This window comes from Pedobacter foliorum, from assembly GCF_013266735.1.
Lineage (GTDB): Bacteria > Bacteroidota > Bacteroidia > Sphingobacteriales > Sphingobacteriaceae > Pedobacter > Pedobacter foliorum.
Window position 1 is genome coordinate 380,061 of sequence record NZ_JABSNU010000002.1, and the last position, 14,371, is coordinate 394,431.

The 14,371-nt window shown below is 37.0% G+C and carries 9 protein-coding genes and 1 riboswitch; of the genes, 7 read left to right on the top strand and 2 right to left on the bottom strand.

Annotated elements, in window-relative coordinates; translation table 11 throughout:
- Nucleotides 1-52 precede the first annotated feature (52 nt).
- Together HQN83_RS05420 and HQN83_RS05425 are read right to left on the bottom strand one after the other, a co-directional pair.
- Nucleotides 53-3,118 (bottom strand): basic secretory protein-like protein, encoded by a 3,066-nt coding sequence (locus HQN83_RS05420; RefSeq protein ID WP_246254303.1) that lies wholly within the window; start codon nucleotides 3,116-3,118, stop codon nucleotides 53-55.
- A gap of 94 nt (nucleotides 3,119-3,212) precedes the next feature.
- Nucleotides 3,213-5,660, bottom strand: coding sequence for a transglycosylase domain-containing protein (locus tag HQN83_RS05425; RefSeq protein ID WP_173089315.1), 2,448 nt, complete (start codon nucleotides 5,658-5,660; stop codon nucleotides 3,213-3,215).
- 222 nt (nucleotides 5,661-5,882) lie between these two features.
- Here HQN83_RS05425 and HQN83_RS05430 point away from each other — a divergent pair, with 222 nt between their 5' ends.
- The 7 genes from HQN83_RS05430 (at nucleotide 5,883) to HQN83_RS05460 (ending at nucleotide 14,367) form a co-directional block, all read left to right on the top strand.
- Nucleotides 5,883-6,764, top strand: coding sequence for a polyphosphate kinase 2 family protein (locus tag HQN83_RS05430; protein ID WP_173089316.1), 882 nt, complete (start codon nucleotides 5,883-5,885; stop codon nucleotides 6,762-6,764).
- 136 nt (nucleotides 6,765-6,900) lie between these two features.
- Nucleotides 6,901-7,584, top strand: a complete 684-nt coding sequence (locus tag HQN83_RS05435) for a helix-turn-helix transcriptional regulator (RefSeq protein WP_173089317.1) — start codon at nucleotides 6,901-6,903, stop codon at nucleotides 7,582-7,584.
- A gap of 49 nt (nucleotides 7,585-7,633) precedes the next feature.
- A riboswitch (cobalamin riboswitch) is annotated at nucleotides 7,634-7,841 on the top strand.
- 97 nt (nucleotides 7,842-7,938) lie between these two features.
- Nucleotides 7,939-9,990: a TonB-dependent receptor plug domain-containing protein gene (locus tag HQN83_RS05440; RefSeq protein WP_173089318.1), complete on the top strand. Its 2,052-nt coding sequence runs from the start codon at nucleotides 7,939-7,941 to the stop codon at nucleotides 9,988-9,990.
- 5 nt (nucleotides 9,991-9,995) lie between these two features.
- A complete protein-coding gene (locus tag HQN83_RS05445) occupies nucleotides 9,996-11,147 on the top strand; it encodes a YncE family protein (protein WP_173089319.1) in 1,152 nt (383 codons plus the stop codon).
- An 18-nt stretch (nucleotides 11,148-11,165) separates the two neighbouring features.
- Nucleotides 11,166-12,131 (top strand): PKD domain-containing protein, encoded by a 966-nt coding sequence (locus HQN83_RS05450; RefSeq protein ID WP_173089320.1) that lies wholly within the window; start codon nucleotides 11,166-11,168, stop codon nucleotides 12,129-12,131.
- Nucleotides 12,132-12,143: 12 nt separating this feature from the next.
- Nucleotides 12,144-13,229, top strand: coding sequence for a DUF5074 domain-containing protein (locus HQN83_RS05455; RefSeq protein WP_173089321.1), 1,086 nt, complete (start codon nucleotides 12,144-12,146; stop codon nucleotides 13,227-13,229).
- A 22-nt stretch (nucleotides 13,230-13,251) separates the two neighbouring features.
- Entirely contained in the window at nucleotides 13,252-14,367 is a 1,116-nt protein-coding gene (locus tag HQN83_RS05460) for a YncE family protein (protein ID WP_173089322.1), read from the top strand.
- Nucleotides 14,368-14,371 lie beyond the last annotated feature (4 nt).

Genomic DNA, 14,371 nt, shown 5'->3' on the forward strand with positions numbered 1-14,371 from the left:
GAAGATGTGTTTCTATCCGGCCTTTTAATAATACTATTAAGTAATGTACAGCCTACCAACCAGGTGCAAATGTTAACCCGAATACACCGGCTTTAACATCTTTACGCTGGAAAGGAAAAGCATAATAAGGTTCTAATACAAAGTATCCAAATACATTTACTCTAAGAGAAATACCGGCACTTAAAGCTGGTACTCTTTCAGCAGGCTTTCCGTTTGGTAATAAAACTCCATTAGGTTGGCTTTTGAAAGCTATTTTTGAATCTTCATCCCATGCTAACCCTGCATCAAAGAACAAGTTTAAATCTGTGAATAAAAGCTTAGAGGGTATTTGTGCTAACTTTTTAGGGCCGGTAAAAGGTAAACGTACTTCAAAGTTTACAACAGCAATCTTACTTCCCGACAACTGATTGATATCAAAGGTTCCTCCTAAATTATTGCTTTTATACATAGAGTTTGCTTCATAACCTCTAATTAAGTAGGGATACCCTGCATACAATGGATATAGGTTTTCGCCATCTCTCCCAATTCTAATGTAGTTGTAAGTTCTAGCTGCTAATGTGAAAGGTTTAAGACGCACATATTTCCTTAAATCAACAGTAATCGCCGAGAAACTATAGTCTCCAAAATATTGTTCAGCTCCAACTCTGTATCTAAAACCATCAAGAGGAGAGGTTACACCCATGATAGAGTTATCACCAACAAATGAAGCATTAGCCTGGAAAATGGTAAAGGAATTGAACGGTATACCTAGTTCTTGAGAAGCCCGGTCTGTTGGTATCTTTTTCTTCTCCGAGCCCAGATAGTAATAACCAGTTTCATCATAATAATTACTGATACGATCTATACGGTAGCTGTAACGAGAAAACGCACCACCAAGTTCAAACCTATGCACCTTATTAAATGGATATGCTCCAAATACCTGAGCTTGGTCTTCAAATGTTCTTATTAAGTTAGTTCTGTCGTTTATAACATTTAGCTTGGTGCCATCACTCTGGTCAATTTGTTCCGCTGCAATGTCTCTAAAACCGGTAATGTATGGGATATGAGATAATGCAAAACCCCAGTTAATTCTGCTTTGCTGATTGATGTAACCTACAAGGCCCCCAAAATCATAGATTTCTCCATTTACAGATAAGTTGGCAACAATTTGATTTTTACCCAAAATATCACTGAACATCCCAACAATACCACCTTGAACTCCTGTTCCAAACCTGCTGGTCGAAACCCCAACGCCACTATTCGCGAGGTAATCAAGTTTAAATTTAGGTTTGTAAGGAATCAGCCTCATAGAATCAGTAAGCGTTTTTTCAAACCTTTCAAAGTTTCCAAGATTAGAATTTACAATATCCACGCCCGTATTCTCCATTGGAGGTAATATCGCAGCATCAAAATTTACCTCGTTAATGTCAACTGGTTTTGATTTGAAATTGCTGAGAGGGGAGTTGTATAAAGTATATCTCTGATAACGATAGTAACTATAAACTATATCATCATTTCTGGAAACCGAAATAGCTGGCGAAAACTCCGTAACCCCACTAATACCTGTAAAGTAGTCAGTAAGTTGTTTTGCTGTGTTTTCTGCAAGGTTGTATTCGTATAAATTCCTAAAACCATCTCTGTTAGATAAGAAGAACAACCTTTTGCTATCACCGGAGAATTGTGCATTTAAGTTATTTGCACCGGGGAAAACAGGTATATCAGTTAGTGATTTACTATCAATATCATAAACGGTTAAATTAATTGGATGAACAGCATTATTGCCATTTTTCTTCATAGATGCTCTATCCGAAGAAAAAACTATCTTTTTTCCGTCAGGAGAATAACTTGGTGCATAATCAGAATAAGCATCATTGGTAATTGGAGTTACCGTCTTAGTTTTTATGTTGTAAGAGAAAATATCACTTTGTCCTTCCGCCATGCCTGAAAAAACAAGGTCATCACCATTTGGCGACCAGGTGAGGTTTCCAAACTGTTCAACAGTGCCCATGTCTGCTTTTAAAGCAACACTTCCATTGTCTACATTAATCACCATCAACTGATTTTTACCTTTACTAAATATACTGAAAGCAAACTGCTTGCTATCTGGCGACCATGCACCGGCTGATTCCAGAAAGTTAAAATCATCAATATGGGAATTCGCTACCTGACTACTTAGCTTTCTCATTATTTTACCCGTTTTAGCATCAGCTAAAAAGAGGTCTATTCCAAATAGATCTTTCTCTGAAAGGAAAGCCAGATATTTTCCATCCGGACTGATAGCCGGAGCAACGTTCATGTTTCCAGCATTCTTGTTGTCGATAATTTTTGTGCCACTGATTTTAATCTGAGAACTATCGGCTTTTAACATTGGACGATAGTGAGACTCAATTGCATTTTTCCATAATCCTGACAATGTATTGTCATCGTAGCCGAAGGTATATTTTAAACCATTCTCGTATCCAAATCTTGCCGTTGCCTTAAACAAAGGCACAATAGTCGTATCACCATAAACAGACCCTACGAAAGTCCAGAATGCTTGTCCGTAACGATAAGGGAAGTATTTGTTAGAATTGGTTAAATCCTTTAATGAAGGGATGTCTCTATTTAACAATGCATCCCTCATCCACATTGAGGTAAAAGCGTCAGTTTTTCCAACAGACAGGTATTCGGCCATACCCTCAATCATCCATAAAGGAATCTGACTGATATTTTCCATGCCAATAGAGTCCTTTTCAAGAAGGGTATGGTACTGGAAAGCATGAACCAACTCGTGACCCAAAACGTGTCTGGTTTGGTTATTTAGTTCCATTACAGGCATAATCACCCTGTTTTTCAGTGATTCAGTTACACCGCCTGTACCTACACCAATTTCTCCCTGCAAAGCTGTTGTTTGCTGAAAATCAGGGTGATTGTTGTAAAGGATAATGGGATTTTTTGTAAGGAATGTATCTCTAAATATTTCCTGGTGCATTTTGTACCAGGTTTCTGCATCCTGAGCAAACTTTTGAATCAGCTTTTCATTTTTAAGGTAATAATAAAGCTCAAAATGGGGAGTTTGGAGAACTTTAAACTTTTCATTTTTATACCTTACTTTATTCTGTCCAAAGTATTGAGCCTGAACGGATACAGCAGATATCATTATGAAGATTAACAGGGGGACTAGTCTTCTCAAAAATGTAGAGTTCATTATCATAGTATGACTATTATAGGTTGCGATTTATAAATATTAAGGGCTACTGTTGTTCGTTTTTCTTTCTCTCTTTCTCTTCCTGACGTTGTTTTCTCTTTAACTGACGTTCTTCTTTTTTAGTTAGAGGAACTTCAGTCGCAGGCTGTTTAATAGGCTCAGGTGTTTTATTCTCTTCAGGCTTTGGAGTTATAACTTCTTGTTGAACAGGTTGAACCTCTTCAATAGGAGGGACATCAAAATTCGTTGAATCAACAGCGAGACTATCTGTACTAGTCGTGTCAACTGTGAATCTAGGACTTGGACAGTTAATCTCTCTCGTTATTTTAACTTTCGATTTAGGGAAAGGCCCCATTGTATATCCTGTACTCGGATCTTTGTAAACCTTCTCCATAAACTTGGCGAAAATAGGCAGCGCCGTTCTCGAACCCTCACCAGACTCTCCATTTTTAAAGTGGGCTGTACGTTCATCACAGCCAACCCAAACACCGGTAACAAGGTCTTTAGTAACCCCCATGTACCATGCATCAACGTAATCAGACGAAGTACCTGTTTTACCACCAATCTGATTGTTGTTTTTCCAAAGATCCCATTCCCACAGTGCTTGTGAAGTTCCACCAGGTTCTTCCATACCACCTCTAAGCATGTACAACATTAACCATGATATTTCTTCAGTAAGTGTTCTTTTTGTTTTTGGTTTAAACTCTTCAATAAGGTTGTCATCCTGATCTGTAATTTTCTCAACAAGAATAGGCTCAGTTTTGATACCCCCATTTAAGAAAGTTCCATAAGCTTTAACCATTTCATATACAGAAACATCATTTGGACCAAGACTTACAGAAGGTACAGTAGCTAAATGACTATCAATACCGCATTCATGTGCCCATTTTACTACATTTTCTGCACCTACTTTTTCAGTAACCTGAGCTGTAATTGTATTTACTGATTTTGCCATAGCCCAGCGAAGGGACATTTCGCGATAGCTATTACTCCAATCCGCATTTCTAGGCTCCCAATATTCAGTTTTTCCATTCTCCTGATAAGAAATTCGAACAGGTTTATCTGTAAATTTATCACAAGGGCTCATTCCTGATTCCAACGCAGCTAAGTAAGCAAAAGGCTTAAAGGTTGAACCTGCTTGTCTTTTAGATTGATTTACATGGTCATATTTAAAGAACTTATGATCAATACCGCCAACCCAAACTTTAATCTTTCCATTAAACGGATCTAGCGTCATCATACCTGTATTCATGATTTTACCATAATACCTAATAGAATCCATAGTAGAAAATAAAGTATCTCTATCACCTTTCCAGCTAAAGATTTTCATCTTCTTTTTCTTATTGAAATAGGCATCTATGGAATCAGGGTTGTTGTTGAATTTCTTTTGCAGAAGCGCATAGATAGGTAAGTTTTTCTTAGCACGCTCAGGATAATCTACCTTTTTCTTTTCAGAATCTTCCCAGGGATCTTCATTACCCCAAACATTGTAAAACCTTTTTTGGATGGTTTTCATTTGTTCTTCAACAGCTTCCTCAGCATATTTTTGAAGTTTCGAATCTATTGTAGTATAAATTTTCAGACCATCTTCATATAGATCATAATCATTGTCTTCACACCATTTTTCCAGATACTTGTCAACTGCAGCTCTTAGGTAAGAGTCACCATCACTACCCTCATCAATACGTCCTTCTTTAAGTTTTATAGGCGTGTTTTTAAAGCTATCTAATTGAGCCGCATTGATATAATTGTATTTGTTCATTTGCGCCAATGCAACATTCCGTCGCTCTAGTGCTCTTTGAGGATTTTTTATTGGATTATACAAGCTGGTACCTTTTAACATACCAATTAATAAGGCAGATTCAGGAATGTCAAGCTCATTCGCCTGCTTGTCAAAATATATCCTTGCAGCCGTCTTTATTCCATATGCATTATTGCCAAAGGAAACTGTATTCAGGTACATGGTGATGATGTCATTTTTAGAATAATTCGACTCCAATTTCACCGCTGTAAGCCATTCTTTAAGTTTAGGGATGATTGTTCTAAGTAAAGGAATGTGGCTTAAAATTCCTTGCGATTTATTATATCGTGTACGATAAAGGTTCTTTGCCAATTGCTGCGTGATAGTACTGGCACCTCTTTTATCACCAGTTGCTGTTGATATTCCACTTGACAACAGGGAACGGAAATCGATACCCATGTGGCTGTAAAAACGCACATCCTCTGTTGCAACGAGCGCATTAATTACACTGGGTGCTATTTCGTTAAAGTTTACCGGAGTACGATTTTCTTTGTAATAGCGACCAATTAATTTCCCGTCGGAGGTGTATAATTCAGAGCCTACACGTAGAGTAGGGGCTTTTATATCTTTAGAGGAAGGAGAGTAACCAAATAACCATAAAAAGTTAAGTTGCAACGCACAAAAGAAGATAATGATACCAAAAAGAACTATGCTCGAATAACGGATGTACTTATTGCGAATTTCTTTAAACATGTGATAAAGATGAAAAAAAACGTAAAACTGTTAGTGTTAAATAGTGTTAAAATTGCAACGCAAACAAAAAATCCTGATTCTAAGAATCTGGATTGATTATGAATTTAGGCTTTCTAAGCCAAAAAACATAAACAAAGATAATAAAATAGCAGTTCACTTTTTCTACTTAAAGCCTGCATTTGGTTAGTATAAACACTATATTTAACTAAAACATATCTCCTTATGAAAGACGAAATAGAACAATATCTCGCTATACCAGGGAAAAAGATTTCTCTTAAAAATTATGATACCCATTACAGAGGTAATCTCCAGAAAGAAGAAGGAAAGGAAAGGTTAGTGGATATGAAGTTGAAGTTAAGTGTCTCTCAGGAAACACTATATGCGGAAAATACACGCTCTGTGCTGATTATTTTTCAGGCAATGGATGCAGCTGGAAAGGACAGCGCAATACAGCATGTCATGTCGGGTTTAAATCCACAAGGTTGTCAGGTTTACAGCTTTAAAACTCCAAATTCAGAAGAATACGATCATGATTTTTTATGGCGCCATTATAGGGCCTTGCCAGAGAAGGGTAGAGTTGGAATCCATAACCGCTCACACTATGAGAATGTATTGGTTTGTAAGGTACATCCTGAATATGTGCTTAATGAACATATTGCCGGATATCAGGATGTAAAAAAGATAGATAATGAGTTCTGGAAAAAACGTTATGAAAGTATTAGGAACTTCGAACAACATTTAAATAACAATGGAACAGTAATTATAAAAATCTTTCTGCATGTTTCTAAAGAAGAACAAAAGCAAAGGTTTTTGGATAGGATAAATAATCCCTCAAAGAATTGGAAATTTTCTTCCGGTGATATTGAAGAACGAAAATTATGGAAGCAGTATATGACCGCCTACGAAGAAGCAATAACGGCTACTTCAACAGAAGGATCTCCCTGGTATATTATTCCGGCAGACCAGAAGTGGTATGCCAGATTAGCAATCAGTCATATATTAGCCGAAACATTCAAAAAACTTAATCTTAAATTCCCTGTACTGGCAAAAGAAGAAGCAGAAAAGCTAGATCAAATAAAAACGCAACTACTCAATGAAGAGTAAGATTGCAGTTTTTGCAAAGCAACATAAAAAGAGTAAAGTTATCAATCCCCAAAAATGGGGATAATGTTACCTCCGGTATATTAATACTATGTATATTTAGCTTGATAATTAGAATCTTTATTGCTGCTTTCAAAATATGACTCAAAACGCTCTTATTCAAAATAGGATTAGTAATGCTATAGCTAATATTTCTGCAATTGCCGATGAACTCCCATGTGTCGTCATTATTCACGACCTTAGAGACTGGTCTGTAGTCTGGATGTCAGATAGAGGGCTCAAACAACTTGGTGTTACACTCGAAGAGGTCACAAAAATAACTGCAGAAGAATATTACGCAACATATTTCAATCATGAAGATGCCCAAGATTATGTGCCCAAAATACTTGGCTTGATAGACGAAAATAACGACGAAAAAATGTACACCTATTTTCAACAAGTCCGCTTATCAAGTTCCAGCGATTGGACCTGGCATATGTCAAGCGTAAAAGTTTACTTACGTGATGATAATAACAAACCTTTGCTAGTAATGACAATTGCTTTACCAATTGATTCTATGCATCATATGACTGTTAAAGCCTCCAGATTGCTCGAAGAAAATAACTTTTTACGTAAAAACTTAAGTCTTTTTGCGAAATTAACCAAGAGAGAACGAGAAATTCTTGGCTTAATGGCATTGGGTAAAACTTCAGCGGAAACAGCCACTGAGCTTTTTATCTCCACAAGTACGGTAGAAACCCATAGAAAAAACATCAAGCTAAAACTCGATACAAATTCTTATTATGAGATATGCCAATACGCAAGAGCATTCGATTTAATCTAAGCACAATTCCTTAAATGTAATCGAGCTTGTCTGAAGCTATTTATTTAGGTACATTTGCATCGCTTTTGGTTCCCGATGTGTTTATTCGGGATTAAAAGGGAATACGGTGTAAATCCGTAACTGTCCCGCAGCTGTAAGCTTCATAACGGTGTTCAAATCAAGGCCACTTTTTCTGATCTTTTAAAAAGGGATTAAGGATTGGGAAGGCAGAATTATCGGAAGTAAGTCAGAAGACCTGCCATAAGTAGTAATATTTCATAGCTTTCGGGGATTGAAGCTTGGAGTGAGTGCTTGTTTTTTGTATTTCATTTCCTTGATCTAACTGTTTGCTGTGGGTAATAAACTCACAACAAAATGAGAAGAAGTAAGAACGCTCTTGTAAGCGTAAATTATGTTTTTTTTACTTTTCTGGCTATTATATGGCTGGGTACATTTACGTCTGTTCAGTCGTTTGCACAAACCGATTCAACTAAAGCTGATTCTATAAATAAAGTAAATCAACTTAAAGAAGTACAAATCAGGAAGGTAAAGATTACTAAAAGACAAACATCTTCCACACCCTTACAAATACTATCAGGTGCCGATCTAGAAAAGCTAAATAGCCTCTCAGTGGCTGATGCAGTTCGTTTCTTTTCAGGAGTACAACTTAAAGACTACGGAGGCATTGGAGGCTTAAAAACCATTAATGTGCGTAGCATGGGAACCAATCACACCGCAGTATTTTACGATGGTGTACAATTAGGCAATGCACAAAATGGGCAGGTAGATCTTGGTAAATTCTCATTAGATAATATAGAAGAGATAGAACTATACAACGGTCAAAAGAGTTCTATTTTTCAATCAGCAAAAGGATTTGCTTCAGCAAGTTCGCTATACCTTAATTCTAAACAACCTGATTTCTCCGATGGCAGAACCCAGAAAGTTCGTGCCTCAATAAAAGGAGGGTCGTTCGGGCTTATAAATCCATCCTTATTGTGGCAAAGTAAAATAAGCAACAATGTTTATAGCTCCCTAAGTGCAGAATATAAAAATGCCAATGGAAAATATAAATTCCGATCTACTAATGGCGTATATGATACTACAGCCGTAAGAAAAGACGGTGATATTGAAACCATGCGGTTAGAGTTGGGGCTAAATGGTATGCTAGCCGACAGCAGTAAATGGAAGGTAAAATTATACGGGTACAAAGACAATCAAGGATTGCCAGGTGCAGTTGTAAACAATGTATTTGCATTTTCCCAACGGATGTGGAACAAGAATTTTTTCGTCCAGTCTTCCTACGAAAAGAATATAGGTAAATATAGCTTGATGGCAACAGCTAAATATGCAAACGATAATCAACGTTATCTAAATCCTGATATAATAACCGTTAATGGATTGCAGGAGAACAATTATCACCTACAAGAAGTATATGTATCATTAGCCAATAAACTAAAAATCACCAATTACTGGGATGTCGTATTGTCTACAGATTACCAGCGAAACGTGTTAAACGCAGATCTTTATCGCTTTGCATACCCTGTAAGAAATACAATATTAACAGCTTTAGCTACCCAGTTTCGCTTTGCAAGATTTGATATTCAGGCCAATTTACTAAACACACTTAAGTACGACAAAACCCAAAGCGGACCGGCTGATATAAACAGAAATGAGCTAACACCAACAGTTATGCTATCCTGGCAGCCCTTTAACCAAAAGGAATTTAGGTTACGTTCATTCTATAAAAGCATTTTCAGGATGCCAACCTTTAACGATCTTTACTACACTTATTACGGGTTTATCGTTTTAAAACCTGAGTATACAAAACAATACGATTTAGGATTTACCTATATAAAAGGATACGATAATAGGATATTGAGTCAATTTTCTATACAGGCAGATGCCTATTACAACAATGTTAAAAATAAGATAGTTGCAGTGCCTGGCAATAATCAGGCAAGGTGGAGTATGATGAATCTCGGACTTGTTGAAATCAAGGGTATAGATGTAAATATCCAATCTGCATGGCAGCTAACTGAATACGTAAACCTTACTACAGGTATTACTTATACCTATCAAAATGCAATAGATGCAGATAAGGCCTCTGCAAGCTATAAAGATTTAATTCCTTACACACCAAAACACAGTGGATCATTCTTAGCAAGCGCAGCATATAAGAACCTATCTATGAATTACAGCTTCATTTACATAGGAGAACGCTATAATCAAAGTACAAATAACGTATATAACTATGTACAGCCATGGTATACCCACGATTTAGCTTTGCATTACAACACAAAATTAAATCGAAGGGAAGTTCGTCTTACCGCAGAAGTCAATAACCTGTTAAATCAGGATTATGAAGTAATCACTAACTTTCCCATGCCCGGTCGCTATTATCGTATTGGATTAACCTATAACTATTAGCACTTATGAAAAAGAATAAAACACTTAATGCCATTAGTTTAGCAATTCTAATTACTTCATTAGGACTTACAACATCCTGTCGTAAAGAACTTAAGCCGGTACCAGAACAGCAAGAAACACTACTAACACCAGATCCATCCGCTCAGGTTAAAGGGTTTTATATTGTAAATGAGGGCAATATGAATATGAATAAGGCATCTTTAGATTACCTTGATTATACCACTGGAATTTATAGAAGAAACATTTATAACAAAGCAAATCCAGAAGTAGTAAAAGGGCTCGGCGATGTTGGTAATGATATAGCCGTTTACGGTTCTAAGCTTTATGTGGTAGTAAATGTTTCCAATAAAATAGAAGTCTTAGACGTAAAAACAGGCAAACGCATCAAACAAATCAACATCATCAATTGCCGCTACGTTACCTTTCATAATGGTAAAGCTTACGTGAGCGCCTATCTCGGTACAGTTGGAGATCCTAAAGCACCAAATGGAATTGTTGCAGAAATAGATACCACATCTTTAACGGAAACAAAGAGAGTAGATGTTGGTCGACAGCCCGAAGAAATGGCCATTGTTGGCGAAAAACTCTATGTAGCCAATTCAGGTGGATATAGTCCTCAAAAATATGAAAGAACCGTTTCAGTAATCGATCTGAGTTCATTTAAAGTAACAAAAAATATCGATGTAGCCATTAACTTACACCGTTTAAAGGCAGATAAATACGGAGATCTTTACGTAACCTCCAGGGGTAATTATTACGATGTTCCCTCAAAAATGTTTGTAATTGACACCAAAACCGATCAGGTAAAAAAGACCTTTGATATCGCAGTAAATAACCTCACCATTGATGGAGATATCGCTTATTACTATGGCTCAGAATGGAACTATAACGAAGCCCAGTACACCATAACCTACGGTATGCTCAACGTAAAAGACGAAGTCATACTCGACCAGAAATTCATTACCGATGGCACCGAAAAATCCATCACTATACCATACGGGATAGCAGTACATCCAATAACCAAAGAAGTCTTGGTTACAGATGCCTTAAACTATGTTTCACCAGGTAAACTTTACTGTTTTGATCCTAGCGGAAAAAAGAAATGGTCGGTTACCACAGGCGATATTCCGGCTCACTTTGCTTTTGTATATAAATAACCATATCTAAATTAAAAAATGAAGTTCTATCAAAAATCAATTCTTGGCCTTTCAGCAGTTTTACTTTGTTTAAACTCTTGTACATCTCCAAGTGATCCTTATTATGATGAGGTGCCATACACGCCACGTTTGGCTACAAATACCAGCGGCAAATACATCAGTAAAATATATGAATATTCACCTGCTCCGGGTCAATTTATAAATACTGGGTTTGGAACCATGGAAGCCACAAAGCAAATCGTAGGGCAGGCTTACAATAGCCTTGTGTCTTTAGGAGGATACGGCGGGTATATCGTTTTTGGATTTGATCACTCAATAGAAAACATTTCAGGGGCTGATTTAGGAGTTTACGGAAACCCATTGTATGGCGAAAATATGGAGTGGTCTGAACCTGGAATAGTAATGGTGATGCGCGATTTAAATGGAAATGGATTACCTGACGACGGAGAATGGTTTGAACTTGCCGGAAGTGAATATAAGAAGTCCGAAACCATTAAAAACTACAGCATTACTTACTATAATCCCAAAAATTTAAAAGACGACATTCATTGGAAAGATAACCAGGGTAAAGAGGGGGATGTATTAAGAAACCTATTTAACAAGAATAATTATTATCCAGAATGGGCAAAAAATCAAGATCAGCTTACTTTTACAGGAACGCTACTTAAAAGTACGCTTATGGACGGTGATATTATCACAAATAAGCCACTTCAATGGGGCTATGTAGATAATGGTTCTGAAGACTTTAAATTGCTTACAGAAACTACAGATCCTTACAACTCTTTTGATATTGATTGGGCAGTTGATAAGAATGGCAGTAAAGTCAATTTAAAATATATAGACTTTGTTAAAATCTATACAGCACAAAACTCAAATGGAAATCCTTTCGAACCAGACAGAGAAAACTACCGTGCAAGATGGCTTGGAGAGGTTTCTACTGAGATTGGGGGAGCTGTAGATCTTAAATTACATTTAAAGAAATAACCAATCTGTAATATGAACTATAACAAACTACTACCTTGCTTTTTAGCCGGGCTTATGGCACTAACCATTGCCTCATGTAAAAAAGATAAAGTTAATAGCGATGAGCCCGAAGCGCTAATGCCAAAAGAAACCGTTGGTGTTTATATGCTTTGCGAGGGCTATATGGGCCAAAATAATAGCACCATCTCATATTACGATATCAAAACAAAAGCTTCAGAAAAGGATTACTTTAAAAAAGTAAACGGATATGCATTGGGCGAAACCGCAAATGATTTACAGCGTTACGGTAGTAAAATGTACTGTGTTGTATCAGGTTTACAAGGAAAGAAAAACTCTTATCTGGAAGTGATAGATGTAGCTACAGGAAAGTCATTAAAGAGAATACCTTTCTTTGATGCCTCAAGTGAATTTATGCCGCGCTATGTGGCCTTTAATAAAAACAAAGCTTATGTATCTGGTTATGATGGAAAAATCTCCCGTATTGATACTGCAACTTTAACTATTGATTCGAGAGTTGAAGTAGGTGGAGCACTTGAAGGACTAGCAGTAGTAAATAACAAAATCTACGTTACAAACTCAGATCATTCAATTCATCCCAATGGCAAAAAGAATGTTGTTTCTGTGGTAGACCTTACCACTTTTGCAAAAATAAAAGACATAGAAGTTATCCATAATCCAGTTAGAATTGCAGCAGCAGGAAACGGAGATTTATTGGTAATTTCATGGGGTAATTTTAGCGACATACTACCCGGTTTAACACGTATTAACAGTACAACCGATTTAGCTACAGGTAACTACGAATACAGCGCAGGTGCATTGGCAATAGGAGGTAATACGGCCTATTTAAGTCTCGACTGGGGAGCATCAATAAAACCGTTTGATGTAGGTACAGGCATACTGGGCAAAGAGTTTGTTACTGATGGTACTATTACTGCCGGAGCATACGGAATAACTGTTAATCCTGTCGGTAACGAAGTTTACATTGCCGATGGCGCAACAGATGGAAAGGCATACTGCTTTAGTGCATATGGAGGCAAGAAGTTTGAGTTTGCAACCGGACCCTTGCCACAACATGCCGTTTTTAAATATGGATATTAATAACAATATAAATAGAACAATCATGAATAAACCAGTACTAAACTATAGAAAACCAGCATTGCTTGCAATCATAGGCAGTGTTTTAGGATTAGCATCTTGTAAAAAAGATAAATTACCAGTATTAAATGAGCGACCAGTTTCTACGGCCGGTGTATATGTATTGTGCGAAGGCTCATTTGGCTTAGCAAACAACAGTACCATTACTTATTACAACCTTGCTGAAGGTAAAGCAACACAAGATTATTTCAAACTGAAAAATGGAATTTCTTTAGGAACCGATGCCGCTGATTTAAAACAATACGGTAGTAAAATGTATTGCACTGTAACTGGGGCAAGGGACACCAAGCAGGATTCCTATGTTGAGGTCATTAACATTGCGACAGGAAAATCAATAAAAAGGATTTCTTTCTTTGATGATAAAAACGACTTTATGCCTCGTTTCGTTGCTTTCTATAAGAACAAAGCATATGTGTCTGGTTACGATGGCTATATCAGTAAAATTGATACTGCTAGTTTAGCTATAGAGTCAAGAATTCAGGTGGGTGGTGCATTAGAAGGCTTGGCAATTGTAAACGGAAAGTTGTATGTAACAAACTCGGATCAATTTTATTATCCAAGTCCCAATAATACATCAGTTTCTGTGGTCGACCTAGCTACATTTACAAAGAAACAAGACATCAATGTCGGTTTTAACCCTACAAAGATTGCCGCAACCGCAAATGGCGATCTGTTTACAATAGTAAAAGGAAATTACGCCGATATTCCAGCTCAACTCATTAAATTGAGTAGCGTAACAGATAAAAAAGTTGACGGTTTCGACATTAACCTTGCCGGAATTGCAATTGTCGGAAATAGTGGTTATACAGTTGTTGAAGGAACATATCCTATCAACTATTTAAAAACTTTAAATGTAACCAACGGAGCAATAGGACCTGATTTTGTTAAAGATGGAACAGCTGTGATGACTTCGTATGGCATCACCGTAAATCCATTAGGTAATGATGTTTACATTGGCGACGCTTTAGGTTATGCAGCTGCTGGTAAGTTCTTCTGTTTCGGCGCTGATGGTAAAAAGAAGTTTGAATTTGCAACAGGTGGTTCACCTCAAAGTGCGGTATTCAATTACAACTATAAATAACGAT

Excerpts from the sequence above, each read along its gene's own strand:
- HQN83_RS05420 (WP_246254303.1), bottom strand. The coding sequence starts at position 3,118 with ATGATATCTGCTGTATCCGTTCAGGCTCAATACTTTGGACAGAATAAA.
- HQN83_RS05425 (WP_173089315.1), bottom strand. The coding sequence starts at position 5,660 with ATGTTTAAAGAAATTCGCAATAAGTACATCCGTTATTCGAGCATAGTT.
- HQN83_RS05430 (WP_173089316.1), top strand. The coding sequence starts at position 5,883 with ATGAAAGACGAAATAGAACAATATCTCGCTATACCAGGGAAAAAGATT.
- HQN83_RS05435 (WP_173089317.1), top strand. The coding sequence starts at position 6,901 with ATGACTCAAAACGCTCTTATTCAAAATAGGATTAGTAATGCTATAGCT.
- HQN83_RS05440 (WP_173089318.1), top strand. The coding sequence starts at position 7,939 with ATGAGAAGAAGTAAGAACGCTCTTGTAAGCGTAAATTATGTTTTTTTT.
- HQN83_RS05445 (WP_173089319.1), top strand. The coding sequence starts at position 9,996 with ATGAAAAAGAATAAAACACTTAATGCCATTAGTTTAGCAATTCTAATT.
- HQN83_RS05450 (WP_173089320.1), top strand. The coding sequence starts at position 11,166 with ATGAAGTTCTATCAAAAATCAATTCTTGGCCTTTCAGCAGTTTTACTT.
- HQN83_RS05455 (WP_173089321.1), top strand. The coding sequence starts at position 12,144 with ATGAACTATAACAAACTACTACCTTGCTTTTTAGCCGGGCTTATGGCA.
- HQN83_RS05460 (WP_173089322.1), top strand. The coding sequence starts at position 13,252 with ATGAATAAACCAGTACTAAACTATAGAAAACCAGCATTGCTTGCAATC.